The sequence below is a fragment of the Limosilactobacillus coleohominis genome (genome assembly GCF_016901675.1).
Lineage (GTDB): Bacteria > Bacillota > Bacilli > Lactobacillales > Lactobacillaceae > Limosilactobacillus > Limosilactobacillus intestinavium.
Map to the genome: position 1 here is coordinate 26622 of NZ_JACJKU010000003.1, position 16103 is coordinate 42724.

The 16103-nt window shown below is 39.4% G+C and carries 12 protein-coding genes and 3 pseudogenes; 8 read left to right on the plus strand and 7 right to left on the minus strand.

Annotated elements, in window-relative coordinates:
• The first annotated feature begins 64 nt into the window (after window positions 1-64).
• Genes H5975_RS00585 through H5975_RS00595 form a run of 3 tightly spaced genes read left to right on the plus strand, consistent with a single transcriptional unit; the run spans window position 65 to window position 3506 of the window.
• Window positions 65-1012, plus strand: a complete 948-nt coding sequence (locus H5975_RS00585) for an ABC transporter ATP-binding protein (RefSeq protein WP_204784451.1) — start codon at window positions 65-67, stop codon at window positions 1010-1012.
• Window positions 1005-2537 carry an ABC transporter permease/substrate-binding protein gene (locus tag H5975_RS00590; RefSeq protein ID WP_428832672.1) on the plus strand — a complete coding sequence of 511 codons (1533 nt, stop codon included), beginning with the start codon at window positions 1005-1007 and terminating at the stop codon, window positions 2535-2537. Before H5975_RS00585 ends, H5975_RS00590 begins: the two co-directional genes overlap by 8 nt.
• A 12-nt stretch (window positions 2538-2549) precedes the next feature.
• On the plus strand, window positions 2550-3506 hold the full coding sequence (locus H5975_RS00595) for a zinc-binding alcohol dehydrogenase family protein (protein ID WP_204784452.1): 957 nt from the start codon (window positions 2550-2552) through the stop codon (window positions 3504-3506).
• Window positions 3507-3512: 6 nt separating this feature from the next.
• On the opposite strand, the pseudogene H5975_RS00600 reads toward H5975_RS00595, so the two are convergent.
• The 3 genes and pseudogenes from H5975_RS00600 to H5975_RS00610 form a co-directional block, all read right to left on the minus strand.
• Window positions 3513-4081 (minus strand): annotated as a pseudogene (locus tag H5975_RS00600) (L,D-transpeptidase).
• Window positions 4082-4199: 118 nt separating this feature from the next.
• Window positions 4200-4739: a L,D-transpeptidase gene (locus H5975_RS00605; RefSeq protein ID WP_204784453.1), complete on the minus strand. Its 540-nt coding sequence runs from the start codon at window positions 4737-4739 to the stop codon at window positions 4200-4202.
• A gap of 54 nt (window positions 4740-4793) precedes the next feature.
• Entirely contained in the window at window positions 4794-5777 is a 984-nt protein-coding gene (locus H5975_RS00610; protein WP_204784454.1) for a LacI family DNA-binding transcriptional regulator, read from the minus strand.
• Between the two features lie 178 nt (window positions 5778-5955).
• Between H5975_RS00610 and H5975_RS00615 the strand changes: the two genes are divergently transcribed.
• Entirely contained in the window at window positions 5956-8283 is a 2328-nt protein-coding gene (locus H5975_RS00615; protein WP_204784463.1) for a glycoside hydrolase family 31 protein, read from the plus strand.
• Window positions 8284-8343: 60 nt separating this feature from the next.
• Here the strand turns inward: H5975_RS00615 and H5975_RS00620 are convergent, their stop codons facing one another.
• From H5975_RS00620 to H5975_RS00635, 4 genes are all read right to left on the minus strand, one after another.
• Window positions 8344-8988 (minus strand): HAD family hydrolase, encoded by a 645-nt coding sequence (locus tag H5975_RS00620; RefSeq protein ID WP_204784455.1) that lies wholly within the window; start codon window positions 8986-8988, stop codon window positions 8344-8346.
• A 210-nt stretch (window positions 8989-9198) separates the two neighbouring features.
• Window positions 9199-10110 carry a proline-specific peptidase family protein gene (locus H5975_RS00625; protein ID WP_204784456.1) on the minus strand — a complete coding sequence of 304 codons (912 nt, stop codon included), beginning with the start codon at window positions 10108-10110 and terminating at the stop codon, window positions 9199-9201.
• Between the two features lie 172 nt (window positions 10111-10282).
• Window positions 10283-12682, minus strand: coding sequence for a Xaa-Pro dipeptidyl-peptidase (locus tag H5975_RS00630; RefSeq protein WP_204784457.1), 2400 nt, complete (start codon window positions 12680-12682; stop codon window positions 10283-10285).
• A gap of 180 nt (window positions 12683-12862) precedes the next feature.
• Window positions 12863-14257 (minus strand): amino acid permease, encoded by a 1395-nt coding sequence (locus tag H5975_RS00635; protein WP_204784458.1) that lies wholly within the window; start codon window positions 14255-14257, stop codon window positions 12863-12865.
• A 112-nt stretch (window positions 14258-14369) separates the two neighbouring features.
• Between H5975_RS00635 and H5975_RS00640 the strand changes: the two are divergent.
• From H5975_RS00640 to H5975_RS00655, 4 genes and pseudogenes are all read left to right on the plus strand, one after another.
• A pseudogene (locus H5975_RS00640) lies at window positions 14370-14791 on the plus strand (bis(5'-nucleosyl)-tetraphosphatase).
• On the plus strand, window positions 14791-15345 hold the full coding sequence (locus H5975_RS00645) for a guanylate kinase (RefSeq protein WP_178660913.1): 555 nt from the start codon (window positions 14791-14793) through the stop codon (window positions 15343-15345). Before H5975_RS00640 ends, H5975_RS00645 begins: the two are co-directional and overlap by 1 nt.
• A 10-nt stretch (window positions 15346-15355) precedes the next feature.
• Complete coding sequence (locus H5975_RS00650; protein ID WP_178660911.1) at window positions 15356-15799, plus strand: Fur family transcriptional regulator; 444 nt, start codon at window positions 15356-15358, stop codon at window positions 15797-15799.
• A gap of 63 nt (window positions 15800-15862) precedes the next feature.
• Window positions 15863-16103 (plus strand): annotated as a pseudogene (locus tag H5975_RS00655) (hypothetical protein); the annotation flags it as partial.

Here is a 16103-nt window from a genome sequence, read left to right on the forward strand (position 1 = left end):
GACAAAGTAAAGGGATAATAATATTCTTGACGTAACTTAATTAATTACGACAGGGAGGATAACAATGATTAAATATGATCATGTTGCCAAAACATATACAGATATCCCGGTCCTCAAAGATGTTTCTTTTGAAATTAATCGTGGGGATTTATTTGTTTTGGTTGGTCCTAGTGGTAGCGGGAAAACCACTTTATTGAAAATGTTTAACCGTTTAACTGTCCCGACAGATGGTGATGTTTACTACCAGGGCAAAAAGATTAAGGACTATGATCTTCAACAACTTCGCTTGAAGACTGGGTATGTCCTTCAAGAAAGCAGTCTGTTTCCGAACCTCAACATTCAAGACAATATTGCGATTCAACTAGAACAACAAGGAGTAGATAAGGAGCAGCGGCATCATCGGGCCCAAGAATTGCTACGGGCTGTCGAAATGGATCCCCAAATATATGCACGTCGGATGCCGAATGAACTTTCTGGTGGTGAGCAGCAACGGGTTGGTATAATTCGAGCTTTAGCTGCCAAGCCAGAAGTAATCTTGATGGATGAACCATTTAGTGCACTGGATCCAGTAGTCCGTCATCAGCTTCAAGACTTAGTTTTAAGATTGCAAAAGCAGACTCATACCACCATTATATTTGTAACTCATGATATGCAAGAAGCTTTACGACTCGGTACAAAGATTGCTGTCCTAAAGGATGGAATCTTACAGCAGGTTGGCATGCCACAGGAGATTATTAACCGTCCAGCAACTGAATTTGTAAAAGAATTTTTCCATGGACATAATTTTCATTTTAGTTTAACTGATATTTTAGATAATGGCTTGGGTGAGAAGATAGCTATTAAACAGACCGATTTACCCGTTGTAAAATGCCGTCAATTTGCAGACTTGCTGTCATATTGCCGTGATCATGATAATCCAACCTTTATCGTACAAACCGATCAAAACCAATATGTAATCCATCAAAGCAATCTTTGGAACTATCTGATTAGGAGGGAGCAAGAACGTGTATAACTCGATTTTACATACCTTACAGAGCCAGCAAGGAGCGATTATCAAAGCCACAGAACAGCATATTAGCATTTCTCTGCTCTCGTTGTTGATTGCCATGTTAATTGCAATCCCATTAGCGATTTTACTGAAAGATCATCACAAAATTGCAGAAGCTTGTCTGCAGGTGGCAGGAATTATTCAAACGATTCCTAGCTTGGCGATTCTGGGACTATTAATTCCAATCGTCGGAATTGGAACAGTGCCAGCTGTCATTGCCTTAGTACTGTATGCGATTATGCCAATGTTCCAAAACACTTACGCTGGATTGACCGAGATTGCGCCTAATTTAGAAGAAGCCGCCACTGCATTTGGGTTAACCAAATGGAAAAAACTCCAACGTCTTGAATTGCCACTTGCCATGCCCATGATTCTCTCTGGTATCCGGATTTCACTTGTTATGATTATTGGAACCGCCACTTTAGCAGCCTTAATTGGGGGCGGTGGATTAGGAACATTTATATTAACCGGAATCCAATCCAACAATAATACGTACGTTATTATTGGGGCGATTTTATCAGCCATCTTAGCATTTTTCTTCAGCTGGTTATTAAAATTCATTAGTACCAATACTCACCGAATGCGGATTGGCTTAGTTGCAATATTAATCCTAATATGTGGTTTTGGCGGATACAAAGGTTATCAAGCAATCCGTCCAGCTCCTACAAAAGTTGTTATTGCCGGGAAAATGGGGAGTGAACCAGATATTTTAATTCACATGTATAAAGACCTGATTCAACAAGAAGATCCCCGAGCTGAAGTAACCTTAAAGCCAAATTTTGGTGGGACTACTTTTCTTTTTAAAGCGTTGCAAAGCAATCAGATTGATATCTATCCAGAATTTACGGGAACGGTTAACCAACAAATTATTAAGACTAATCAAAAAACAGGTTCCGATCCTCAAAAGACCTACCGCCTTGCAAAGCGAGAATTAGAGCAGCGTTATCAAATGCGTTACTTAAAACCGATGCAATATCAAAACGGTTATGCACTAGTGGTCAGTTCTCAATTTGCTAAGGAACATCACTTAACAAAGATGAGTCAATTAGCAAGCTACAACAACGAGATTACCGCTGGCTTTGACCCTGACTTCTATCAACTGCATGATGGTTACCCTGGGTTAAAGGGTCCGTACGGTTATGACTTTAAAAACGTTAAAACAATGGAGCCAACCATTCGTTATAAGGCAATTGCCAATAATCGAGTTAATGTTGTAGATGGCTATACAACGGATCCACAGATTCCACAATACCATTTAAAAATGTTAAAGGACGATCGGCATTTCTTCCCACCATATCAAGGAGCACCATTAATGAAAGAATCATTTGCAAAGCATAATCCTAAAGTGGTGAAGGCATTAAACAAACTCTCTGGAAAAGTGACGACGGAAGAAATGCAGCAAATGAACTACGACGTAACAGTTAAAAAAGAAAGCGCAGCAAAGGTTGCGCACCGCTACCTTGTTCAACATCATTTACTTCATAAGTAGGGAGATGAGCAGATGAAAGCAATTGTTATCAGTGAAGCAGGGGGACCTGAAAAACTACAATATACTGACGTTCCCACACCACAAGTAAAACCTGGGTGGTCATTAGTCCAAGTTAAAGGGTTTGGGATTAACCACTCGGAAATTTTTACCAGAAAAGGATTGTCCCCGGATGTACAATTTCCAAGGATTTTAGGAATTGAATGTGTAGGAATTATTACACAGACAACGGATGATGCCCGATTACCAGTTGGACAGAAAGTGATTTCAATTATGGGTGAAATGGGGCGTCAATTTGATGGATCATATGCTGAGTACGTTCTATTACCAAATGAACAAATTTACCCAGTTACGAGTAACTTAGATTGGGCGACATTAGCGACGTTGCCAGAAACTTATTACACTGCCTATGGATCATTGTTAAACTTACGTATTCAATCAGGAAACAAAGTGCTGGTACGTGGAGGCACCAGTGGTGTTGGTACAGCATTTGTCAACCTCGTCAAAGCCAAGGATCCGCAAATTCATATTGCCGGCACAACCCGGAGTTATGATAAAAAGCAGTTATTAATCCAGTCTGGTTATGATGAAGTCATTCTTGACCAGGATGGTAAATTACAGTCTACCGAAGAATTCGATAGAGTGTTGGAATTAATTGGGCCGGCAACGATACAGGATACCTTCCAACATGTTCATGAGGGTGGAATCGTTTGCAGTACCGGACAATTAGGCAACCAGTGGTATTTAGAACACTTTGATCCCATTATGGATATTGCGGCGAATGGTTACTTGACCAGTTTCTATTCAGGAAACGTTAACCAGCAAAAAATAGATGATTTGTTGCGATATGTTGAACAATATGATGTCCAAGTAAAACCAGAGAAAATATATTCATTATCTGAAGTGCCTGAGGCTCATCGATATTTAGCAAGCCACAACTCATTAGGCAAAGTGATTGTTCTGAATCGTTAAGTATGATTAATGATTGGTAATTACTACTTTGGTGCCTTGCTTAATATTCTGATACATCCACTTAGCATCCGGAACGGAGAGACGGACACAACCATGTGAGTTAGCCGTTTTACCGAGATTATGAGCTTCGTTAATGAGATATTGTCCTTGACGATTAACAGGAACAGAATGAAAAAGGTATTCACCATGATTTTTCCAAGATACCCAATAGCGAGCTCCTTCGCCACTTTTGGCATTAAAAAACGATAATCCCCGTTTAGCTTGAATATGATACGTTCCAGTTGGGGTATTGTTTTTCCCCGTTCCTGTTGAGGCGTACATTGTGTATAAAACTTTACCGTGATTGATTAAATATACCCGTTGTTTTTTTTGGAAACTAAAATCCAAAGGCGCGGGTATTGATTAACGTTTGGATAAGGACGATTTTCTGAAGAATGTTGCCATTGATTATTGCTGGGTTGCTGAGCGCTAACTGGTGAAGAACTTTCTAGGTGATGATGATAGGTCATTCGACCACCAATTATGGCAACTACACAAATGATAAGTATTATAAAGAAGTTACGAATTACTTTCATAATTTTAATTCCTTTGAAGATTTTGTTTATAGATTGTAGCACCAGTTACTGATTAAAGGGGTACTATTAATACTTACTTAACTAAAAAAGGCACCAGCGTTAGCTGATGCTTTTTTAGTTAATCTTTGGTAACAACAACCTTTGTTCCTGTTGGAATGTTTTGATACATCCATTTAGCATCAGGAACTGAAAGGCGGATGCAACCGTGGGAAAGGGGCTTTTTGCCTAATTCCGCAGCTTGTTTCTTATCATATTGGCCCTTATCATTGATTGGAACTGAGTGAAATAGGAAATCAGATCCTTTCCAGGCAACATAATAGTTAGCGCCGGCCTTTTCGGATTGATTATAGAAGGTATCACCACGAAGGTCCTCGATATGGTAGGTGCCAGTAGGAGTGGCATTATTTGCTCCGGATGAGCAGTACATAGTGTACAGTGTCTTGTTGTGATCGCTCATTAAGTAAACACGCTGTTTCTTTAAATTGACGTGAATCCACATATTTGGATTTTTCTGGACATCTGGGTATGGTTTATTCTCTGACGGCTTCCGGTAATCAATATTGGCAGCGTGAGCAGTATTTACCATTCCTGCTAAACTAACACAGGCAACAAAAGCAACTGTAAAGCTAATGATTAGTTTCTTGAATATGGTTTTCATAAGAATGACCTCTCCTTAAAATACAGAGTCCATTCTACCACAATTTAGAACATGTTAATCAATATTTTGAACGCTTTCTCGTTCTCTAACATTTACTGGAATAAATTGAGACTTCGCACCCTGAATTAAGTTTTCAACACTTATTCTTCCCATTTTTTCAAATTCCTGTGAAATACTGGTGAGTTGCGGAGCCGTAATGTTACAGATGAATGTACCATCAATGCTGATGATAGAAAGGTCCTGTGGTATCTGATAACCATATTGGTGAGCTGCTTTGAGAATTCCAGCAGCTGTCATATCACTGGCAGCAATCACTGCTGTGAGTCCTAAGTTACGCACTCGTTTAAAAAGCTTTTCACCACATTCAAAACTGTAATTTCCATACTGAATCCAACCGGGCTCTACGACTTGATTTGCTTTTGTCATTACTTTTTCGTAGCCTAATAATCTTTGTTTACCAGTATTAGATTTATCAATTCCAATCAATCCGATCCGCGTATGTCCATGGTTAATTAGATATTGGGTAGCTAATTCACCAATTTTAATATTATTGGAACTAATAAACTTGGTTTCGTGATCATCGCTGCCATAGATTGAAACAAACCGATAGGGCAGACCAGAACGATTTAATAACTGCAATTGCTGGTGATTAGCCTTGGCGGCAATTAACAAAATTCCTGAAACTGATCGTGCTAGCGCAGAATTAATGGCTTCCGTAAGCATTGCTTCATCATTATTGCCAGCATAAAAAATAATGGAATTACGGTGATTTTCTTTAATGGCTGCTTGAATGCCATCCAGAACTTTTTGCCAGAAATTTGTCTTGGTATTGTTGATGATAATAGCAATAGTTTTAACTTCATTGGAAGCTAATTCAGCTGCTGAAATATTACGATGGTACCCGAGTTCATCCGATACTTTGCGGACGACTTTGGCTGTATCTTCACGGTAGGTGCCCTTTTTGTTGGATAGCACTCGTGAAACCGTTGCGGTAGAAACGTGGGCAGCTTTAGCGACGTCTTTGATCGTAGCCTTCATCGATATTCCCTCCCTTCAGAAAATTTTCATTACTTACATTATAAACTAATTTCCAGCACTAGCAAGCGTTTGCATTATTGATATTTAGCTATTGTAAACGTTTACGTAAAGTGATACAGTATTCACTGTAAACGGATTACATTCAACTTCAGGTTCACTGAAAGGGAGATTCATTATGATGAGTAATCAATTAACAGGATATCAAGACGAAGATCAAACTATTACACTAAATTATGAAAACAGCAAAAGCATTATTCTTAAGATCTTAACTAGTGAAATTGTTCAAGTTTTTCAAGATCATGGTTGTCCAACTAACTCCTATGCCATTGAGGGGGATAAGCAGCGTCAAACTAACTACACAGTTGAAAATCAGGGGGATCATGTTGAAATTCGGACTAGTGATTTAATTATCAAAGCGTTTGATGACGCTAAAATTGATGTCTATGATGCTGAAAATCATCCACTCGTTCTCGATTATCGAGGCCAACGCAAACCATTGCCAACAGATATGGATGATGAACACCGGAAAACTGTGATGTCAGAAGGACATGCGGTTCATGCTAAAGAGAATCCGGACAATGTGAACTTTGAAATAATTAAATCCTTAGCTAAGGATGAAGTCTTTTATGGTCTAGGTGGGAAAACAGGATTTCTCAACAAACGTGGTTATGAATATGATAATTGGAACAGTGACGTTCCTGTTTTGCACAATGAATCTGAAACGCACTTATACAAATCCATTCCAGTTATGTACGGATTAAAAAATGGTCATCCATACGGTTTATTCTTTGATGACACCTATAAAAGTCATTTTGACCTAGGTAAAGAAAGTGAAAATTACTACTATTACTCAGCAGTGGGTGGTAATGTTGATTACTACATCTTGGGTGGTCATACTCTAAAGGATGTTGTTTCAAACTACACCTACTTAACTGGAGTAGTTCCATTACCACAAAAATGGATGTTGGGTTATCAACAATCACGATGGGGATACAGCACCAGTGATCAGCGAGTTGAAAGTATTGCCGATGGTTTTGCTGAACATGATTTACCAATTGATGTCATTCACCTGGATATTGATTACATGTACGGATACCGTGACTTTACATGGGACACTACTAAATACAATAACCCCAAGGCATTCGTAAGTAAGATGCGTAAACGGGGAATTCGTTTAATGCCAATTTTGGATGCCGGTGTCAAAGTGGATGATCAGTATGACATCTACAAAGAAGGAATTGAAAAAGGGTATTTTGTAACTAATCCTGATGGAACGGTTTATATTGGTTCAGTCTGGCCTGGTGACTCTGTCTTCCCAGATTTCGGTAACCCCGATGTTAGAAAATGGTGGGCTAAGCATGTGAAATTTTTTGCTGATATGGGAGCATGTGGTGTCTGGAATGACATGGATGAACCGGCAAACTTCCGTGCTAAGGGTCAATTACCTGATGACTTGGTATTTCACGACGGTGTGAATATTAGTACCCATGCCAAAATGCATAACGTCTTTGGTCATTTGCAGGCGCAAGCAACATACGAAGGAATGAAACGGGCCACAGGCAAACGTCCATACATCATTACCCGGGCTGCTTATTCAGGTACTCAAAAGTACTCCACAGTATGGACTGGTGATAATACAGCTGTTTGGTCTCACCTACAACTAGCAATTCCACAGTTAAATGGGTTAGGCTTAAGTGGATTTGCCTTTGCTGGAACGGACATTGGGGGATTCCAAGAAGATACTACGCCAGAGTTGCTGACCCGGTGGATTGAGGCCTCACTATTAGTACCATTGTTCCGGAATCATTCCATTTTAGGATCGCGGTATCAGGAACCGTGGGCATTTGATAAACAAACGCTAGATATTTACCGGAAATACCTTAACCTTCGTTATCGTTTTATTCCGTATCTCTATGATCAATTCCGCCACGAAACTGAGTCAGGATTACCAGTAATGCGCCCACTAGTATTAAACTATCCTGATGATCATGAAACCCGTAATTTGAATGATGAGTATATGATTGGCACCAATATCTTGGTTGCACCAATTGTTGATCAAGGTTCTACCAAGCGGTTAGTCTACTTACCAGCAGGTGAGTGGGTTGACTTTTGGAATCATGCAGAATACGCTGGTCGGCAATATATTATGGCAGATGCACCAATTGAAAAGTTACCATTGTTCATTAAAAAGAATACGATTCTCCCATGGGGGAATAAAGTAATGCATGTCAGTGATGAACAAGAAAAGTTAATGACATTCAAACTATATGGTGAATGTGGTTCATACCTGCACTATCAAGACAATGGTCAAGACTTTAAGTATCAACAAGGTGAATACAATGACTACTACATTGAAGTGGCAGAAGACGGGAAAGTTACCGTTAAATTAACAAAGCATGGCTTTAAACCAACTTATGATAAGATCTATGTAGAAACTAACCAACAACGGTACGAGTTTGATTTTGACTCTACTGATAACGAGTATAAGTTAGTTAATGCAGAATAATTTGGCAGTAAAAGAAACCTTCCAAACCGAGGACCGGCTAGGAAGGCTTTTTTAGTTCAATTAATACTTTTCTAAGTCTGTTGGTGTTTTCAGAATGAAATCTGCTCCATCTTGGATGGCAGTTGGGTTAGCAGATCCATATACTGCAGCAGCAAATTTAACACCTGCTGCATGGGCTGCTTTCAGATCATTAATCGTGTCACCAATATAAACAGTAGTAGGTTTGTCTGCTCCCATTTTGTCAACAGCGGCAAGGATCGGGTCTGGATTTGGCTTGTGCTTATCAGTATCTTCTGAAGTAATGACAGTCTTAAAAAGGTCTGCAAAGAAGTAACGGTGTTTAAAGTTGGCATATTCATACGCTAACTTTGAAGTAGCGATTGCGAGGTGCGCATCGGCTCGTTTAGAAAGGTCATCCAACATTTCCTTAATGCCTGGAAAAACAGAGACACGGTTTTGACGAGTATAAGCTAGCTTAAACCATTCTTCTTGAATAGGGCGGATGTCGTTTTCACTGACATTACCCATTCGCAATGCATCATCACCAGTGATTCCAAAACCCTCTTTAAAAATTTTGTCGTGTTGCTCAGGTGTATATGTATAACCATGCTTTGCCAAAATTTCAAACATCGCAGGCATATACATATCGATAGTATTGATTAATGTTCCATCAATATCAAAAATAAAATTATGAATTTGTGGCATACAATAATTCCTCCCACTTGAATTACTAAATAATATTTTACGCTATCTCAGTAGAAACCAAAAGGATGAAAGCAGCAATTATTGCTACTCAACATATTAACAACAATAAAGGCCCCTTATACAGGCTAAAAGTTAATAGCACGGTACAGAAATGGGCCCAAGCACTCGGAAATCCCGAACACTTGGGCCCATTAACCAATAATGTGATCTTTATTGGTTGAAAGTGTTATTTTCAACTTGACGAATAAAGTCAGCAAGATGCTTATAGTAAACATCAGGATTATCTAACATGTGGTGGTGACCGCCATTAGGGGTGGTTACTAATTTGGAATTTGGAATCAGTTTTTCCATCCGTCGAGCAGCACTAAGTGGCATTGTTTCGTGTTCACCAAATGTTAAGAGAGTTGGTACTTTGATATTGTGCAATTGGTCAGTAAAGTGCCAGTCAGCCAGTTTTCCGGTAATTACGAATTCATTATCACCTTGGAAAGCATGGTAAACGGCATCACCATCCAGGCTTTTAACGTGGTCCAGTTTAGAAGGCTGTTTGCGGTCAACGAAGTTTTTATTTAATACCTGCACATCATCTTGGTAACGTTGATTATCCCAATTACCGTTGTTTTCGCATTCTTTCATGAAAGCTACTTCTTCAGCTGGCAAAACATCTTCACGAATCTTATTAACGTGCTCAACATAATCATCGACATCGTCCACCATGGAAGAAATAATAGCCCCTTTAAGGTGTTGTCCATATTTAACAGCATATTCTTGAACTAGTAGGCCACCCCAGCTTTGCCCAATCAGGTAGAAATTATCTAAGCCTAACTTTTGGCGAACTTCTTCAACTTCGTCTAAGAAGTATTCGTACGTTAAATATTTTTTAGCTACTTCAGGATCACTGTAATCAGGCTGGTCAGAATATAGTGAGCCTAGCTGATCGTACATGTGAACTTGGACATTTAATCCCTGCTTTTTTAATTGAGCTGCAGTATCTTCCCAGTATTCATGATTGCCACCAGGTCCACCATGAAGTGCTAGTAAATGAATATCACCTTCACCTTGGGTATTGGTCCACAGATGATAGCCATTATCTAAGGTTAATATTTTGGTTCCTTGTTTCATATCAATTTTCCTCTCACTTAATTATTAGAATATGATAAATGTTAACTCATTCTTCTTTAAAAAACAAACCGTGTATCAAAAAGAGTGTGGCAATTGTCATCAATGACGAAATTGTCACACTCAACTGTTCAAACTAGAGATTGATTAAAGGATTTTACAGATTAGCGGATGGTTAGTTATTAGGGATAATTAATTGACAGTGTTCCGGAGCAATTTGGTAACTAATTGCTTCATTACCTCGTAAAGTCATTTCATAATCAGTAGCATAAATGATTAATTCTAATTGGTGTCCGGCTTTCAAGGTATGGAATACTGGCTGTAGTGGTAACTCGACATCCACAAATTGGTTAGCTTTAAGGTCATCTACAGTAGATGCATCGTGACGATTCTGCAGATTAATATGACCATAAGAAATTACCTTGGCATCAGTGAATTGCTTTTGTAATTCAAATTCGCGGAGATCATCTTTTCCAAAGTGATAAGCTAATTCTAAGCCGTCCTTAGCCAAAATAACTGGAGAAATAGTAAGTCGTTTTGCTCGACCGCGGTCCACTAATCGTGCACTGATGAGTCCATGATCTGCTGAAGAAGCTACTCGCACTTTCAAGGTTGGAGTACCACGGAGTACCCAATCCTGATCTAATGGAGTCCCAACAAAGTGGGCACTGAATTTGCCATCCATATCGTTCAATAATGCTTTAGCCCATTCAGATTGTTGGTCACACCATGCATGGTATGTTTTGTCATCTTGATGGTCGTCGAATTCAACTGCTGATACTGAATTAGGCTCAGTTGGTGTCAAAGCATTATCAGTTAGGAAGAGGGTAGTAGAGTGGTTGCCTGACCAATTAGTATAGGTTCGCCAAGTTTCTGGTTGGACGTTATCTTGAACTAGCACATCTGGCAAGATTTCGTCCGCATTGTTATCTAGGTCCCATAACTTATTGGCAAACCATAAGTTGATCATTTCTGAAAAATCAAGTGAACGGAAGGCATTGATATAAATATGCTGACCCTGATGTAAGATTAACTTACTTGTGTTAGGCATTTCTTGCAATGAATCATAAAGATTTTTAACGTTAACCGGCTTTACATTCCAATCATTTAGTCCGTGGACCATCATTACGTCACATTTAATATTATCGACGTTTGGAATGTAGTTACGGTGTGACCAGAATCCGTTATAGTTACCAGTAAGCCGATCTTCGGCGGCTTCAATGCCCTTCATGTACTTATTATTGGTCTTTTCAATGCGTCGGTAATCGGCAGGTGACTTAGTTCGACTAAAGGTTTCTGCAGCTAATACGTCAGCATCTTCACCTTGAAAACCACCCGGTGCCATGACTAGGCCATTTTCTCGGTAGTAGTCATACCAATTAGAAATGGCGGCTTCACTAACAATTGCTTTTAATCCGGGAACACCAGTTGTGGCGACGGCTGTAGCAAGAGTTCCTAAGTAAGAACGTCCAGTCATTCCGACGTTGCCATTGCACCAGGTAGCGTGGATTTCGATCCCACTAGTCCGATCAGTAAACGCACGCCGATCTCCATGCAACCATTCAACGACGGCCTTCATAGAATCAGTTTGTTCTGGGGAACCACAGGTTTGCAGTCCATCGGAGTTTTTAGTACCAATTCCTGAGGCATAGACGATGGCGTAACCGCGCACACTTAAGTAAGTATTTAAGGTGTATGCAGGAGTGGAACTAAAAGACTCACTAGCCGTTTGACTTTCACCGTTAACCTGGTGTTTTTGATAAGACATTGGAAAGTCAGGTTCATTAGGAGATTGATAATGAGGATCTTTATGTGTTAATGGAACGTTAACGTTATGGGTGATTTCCTCTCCCCACTTGTCATTAGTTCCTTGATTATAGGGACTGGCGGTGAACACCGCTGGGACTTTTAAACCGTTATTGGTGTCAGCTGGCCGCATAATTTCGACTTTTACTAGGTCGGCCATGCCATCATAATCAGTATCCATATCGGTTTCAACATAAACTACTTCACGAATAAAGCGGTCTGGATCAAAACTAGCGATTGGTTTGCCGTTAAAATACAGTGGTTTTTCGCTCGCTGGTAATGAGTAAGTCCAGGTGAACATTCCTTGACTAGTCAAGCGGTCTAAGAGATTTTGCCCTAGTTTTGTACGAGTATTTAAAAGCAGGTAGAAGGCATCAATAATGTCATTGTTTGTCCATTGCTCATGCTGTTCCATTGGCAATTGGATTTTGTTCATACCATCTATTGGGGCATGAATAGAAAAATCGATAGCAGGTTCAAACTGCAAAATTTGCAGAGCAACCAAATAGAATACTTCGTTGGTCATTGGTTGTGATTGGGATAACCAGTCAGTAATTGAAAGGTCAGGAGTAGCTAGTAGACTGTTTAACCACTCGTGATCTAATGCTTGACTATGGTCAGCAATATGAATCCGTAATAATAATTTTGTCCATAATTCGTTAGGGGTTAATGTAGTTAATTCATCTGGTTGTAATAAGCGAATCCGTTGTAATTCAGCTACCCGTGTTTCATGGTCAGTTGGTGCAATGGCAAATTGATTGTTTTTCATAAGATCGACACCTTTCATAACTTAATTATCATTATTATGACACGTCAGATACTAGAAAAGTAGTAATTCTTCACTGAATAAATAAAGGGAGCGTGGTAGCAGCCGATAAAGACTTTTACCATACTCCCTATTAACAGTTAGTGTGATTTAAATTGTTAAATTAATTGTGGCATCGATCAATTATTTGTCTGATGCAATCGTACTGTGGTGATAGCCGTAACTGAAGTAGATGATAATTCCGATTACGAACCAGATTCCGGCACCAATAAAAGTGGTCATTGATAATTGGGAAATCATCCAGAGACAAGCTAAACCAGATACAATTGGTAGAACTGGGTAAAGAGGAACCTGGAAGCCACCCCGATTTTCGATATCTTTGCGTTTCCGTAATGGAATAATTCCAAATGAAACGAAAGTAAATGCTAGTAAAGTTCCGATGTTAACCAGGTTAGTTAATTCATCTAACGAAACAAACCCACCCATAATTACAATAATAATGGTAACAAAGACTAAGGCATTTTCTGGAGTTTCACCTTTATCCTTATTTAATTTACTCAAGGCCTTTGGCAATAAACCGTCACGACCAATGGAATATACTAATCGAGAACTAGCAAAGACAGTTGTAATCATCATAGTAAACATTCCAATTAAGGCACCAATTGCCAATGTGTCAGCTAACCAGCCTTGGTGGACAAGGTTTAAGGCATAAGAAACGGGGTTGGCTACGTCTAATTTAGTGTACTTAACCATTCCAACTAGCACCGCTGAAACACCCATGTATAAAACTGCTGCTACCAGAAGGGTTCCTAGAATCCCGATTGGCATATTCTTCTTGGGGTTCTTAACTTCCGCAGCAGAACTAGAAACAGCATCAAAACCTAGGAAGGCAAAGAAAACGGTAGTTGCTCCCTTTAAAACCCCACTCAATTTGTATGGCATAAATGGATGATAGTTAGAAGGTTTGATAAAGAAGAAACCAACTCCAATGAACATCAGAATAATCAGAATTTTAAGAATAACCATTGCGTTGTTAACCCGCTTGGAAGATTGCATCCCGCGCGAGAGAATTAAACTAACAATAATAACTATTAAAACAGCGACTAGGTTAAAGTAAGTTCCGTGAGCAGGATCAAACGGGCCAGAAATTGCTTTTGGCAAGTGAATTCCAAAACTAGCAATTAACGCGTTAAAGTAGGCGGACCATCCAGTAGAAACAGTTGCCACGGCTAACATGTATTCCAAAACTAGTGCCCAACCGAGGATCCAGCCGATGAACTCACCAAAAATAATGTTTCCATATGAGTAAGCACTCCCGGCAACTGGAAGTGCAGATGAAAATTCAGCGTAACACATTGCAGCAAGTGCACAAACAATTGCTGCAAACAAGAATGACAAAATCACTCCTGGACCAGCAGCGTTTGCGGCTACAGTCCCGGGAAGAATAAAAATCCCTGTTCCAATTACGGCCCCAATACCTAAAGTCATTAAATCGAAAGCGGAGAGCGATTTAACGAAGTACTGGTCGGCTCCTAAGTAGTTTGAAAGACTTTCCTTTCTGAAAATCTTTAAATGCATAATCACTAACCACCTTTGCTATAATGTTCTATAATATAGTTTCCATATTAGGACTATAATAAGTTGAGTTAATATTAAAAGTCAATTAAAATATCATTAAGGAGTGTTTATAATGGCGATTGAAGTCACTGCTGGTGCGGTAGTTTATCGACAACAAAATGGTGAAATTCAGTATCTTTTACTTGAAAGCACTAATAAAGGTAATTTTTGGGGGTTCCCTAAGGGACACGTTGAAGGAAATGAAACCCTGGAAGAAACGGCACATCGTGAAATTAAAGAAGAAACGTCTTTAGATCTTCCCATTGATACTAGTTTTAATGTTTATACAGAATATGATTTACCAAACGGTAACCATAAGCAAATGACACTATATACCGCTGAGGTACCTGAGCCAGAAGCCCTTCATCTTCAAGCCGAAGAAATTGAGAATGCCGGATGGTTTAACTATGATGAAGCTCGCCAACGGCTAACCTACAATAACCGAAAGAATTGTTAGATCAGGCCCATGCACACTTGGTACACCGAGCAGACTAATGGATAAGAAAAAAGTATTTGTGATTACTGGCGCCACGGGATCTGGGAAAACAACGGTCGCTCGTTATCTGAAAAAACATTATGATATGTTTAAGGTAATAACCCATACTACCCGAACGCCACGAAGTAATGAAAGAAACGGTATCGACTACTATTTTGAAGATCAACAATCAATGGAGAAACTCCATTTGTTGGAAAAAGTTGAATATGACCATCATTGGTATGGTTCATCACTGGAAGGCCTGCAAAAGGGGTGGCAAAACCATGATTATGATGTTATTGTGCTAGACACTAAGGGAGCCATCACGTATAAAGAAAAATTAGGCGATCAAGCTGTGATTATTTTCTTAACGGTTTCCCGATTAAATAAGTTAGCAGAACGCCTAAAGGCCCGTGGTGATTTGAAAGCTGCTATTTCATCACGCCTGAATAGTAATGAGTATAGGCGTGATTTAACACTACCTCGTCAATTAAAGGGACGGGCTCATGTCATTGTTAACGACAATTGGAAACGAACAACAAAAGCATTGGATCGAATTATGCGTCAGAAATAAGAGGTTAAATATGACGGAGATTACGGGACGTACTAAATCAATATTACAATCCAATGGGTTGCGGTGGACAAAACAACGTCGATCTTTAATTCAGATTTTGAGTAATGCTATGGATCACTATGTCGACATTACAGAAGTGGATCGGCAAATGCGTCAGGAATATCCAGGAATTAGCCATAATACAATTTACCGTAACCTGCAGGAATTTAAAAAGCTGCGACTCGTGGAATTTAATAGTGGAACTGCAGGACTAATGGTTAAACTAGAATGCGATGTTCACCACCACCATCATTTTATTTGCCAGCGCTGTGGGAAAGTTCAAGAAATTACGATGCCAAACTTTAACTACCAGCAATATCAACAGCAGCTACCAGGAGCCAAAATTACAGGACACAGTTTTGAATTATATGGTTACTGTGCAGATTGCCAACGAGAGATGGCTAAAAAATCTTAGGAGATCTTTAAACTTTATTGAGGAGAAAGTTGATTATAATTGGGTACTAAAGGAGCTGTAAAAATGTTAAAAACACCACCATTTGTTACCCCCTTTGCGCTAGTGTCATTAGTGTTAGCATTAGGTGCAACGAACGTGGTAGTTAATAAAACCACCCATACTAATGAAGGGGCAAAGGTCACGAACACAAGGACAGTGCGCCAAAATTCAGATGACCAGCAAAATAGTAATAGTAGTAGTCGTAATGACAATAGTGATCGTGATAATGATCAATCATCGTCTTCCTCCACTACACGTCAGGATC

Bases quoted from the DNA above. Each gene is read 5' to 3' on its own strand.
- H5975_RS00585 (WP_204784451.1), top strand. From the start codon at position 65: ATGATTAAATATGATCATGTTGCCAAAACATATACAGATATCCCGGTC.
- H5975_RS00595 (WP_204784452.1), top strand. From the start codon at position 2,550: ATGAAAGCAATTGTTATCAGTGAAGCAGGGGGACCTGAAAAACTACAA.
- H5975_RS00605 (WP_204784453.1), bottom strand. From the start codon at position 4,739: ATGAAAACCATATTCAAGAAACTAATCATTAGCTTTACAGTTGCTTTT.
- H5975_RS00610 (WP_204784454.1), bottom strand. From the start codon at position 5,777: ATGAAGGCTACGATCAAAGACGTCGCTAAAGCTGCCCACGTTTCTACC.
- H5975_RS00615 (WP_204784463.1), top strand. From the start codon at position 5,956: ATGAGTAATCAATTAACAGGATATCAAGACGAAGATCAAACTATTACA.
- H5975_RS00620 (WP_204784455.1), bottom strand. From the start codon at position 8,988: ATGCCACAAATTCATAATTTTATTTTTGATATTGATGGAACATTAATC.
- H5975_RS00625 (WP_204784456.1), bottom strand. From the start codon at position 10,110: ATGAAACAAGGAACCAAAATATTAACCTTAGATAATGGCTATCATCTG.
- H5975_RS00630 (WP_204784457.1), bottom strand. From the start codon at position 12,682: ATGAAAAACAATCAATTTGCCATTGCACCAACTGACCATGAAACACGG.
- H5975_RS00635 (WP_204784458.1), bottom strand. From the start codon at position 14,257: ATGCATTTAAAGATTTTCAGAAAGGAAAGTCTTTCAAACTACTTAGGA.
- H5975_RS00645 (WP_178660913.1), top strand. From the start codon at position 14,791: ATGGATAAGAAAAAAGTATTTGTGATTACTGGCGCCACGGGATCTGGG.
- H5975_RS00650 (WP_178660911.1), top strand. From the start codon at position 15,356: ATGACGGAGATTACGGGACGTACTAAATCAATATTACAATCCAATGGG.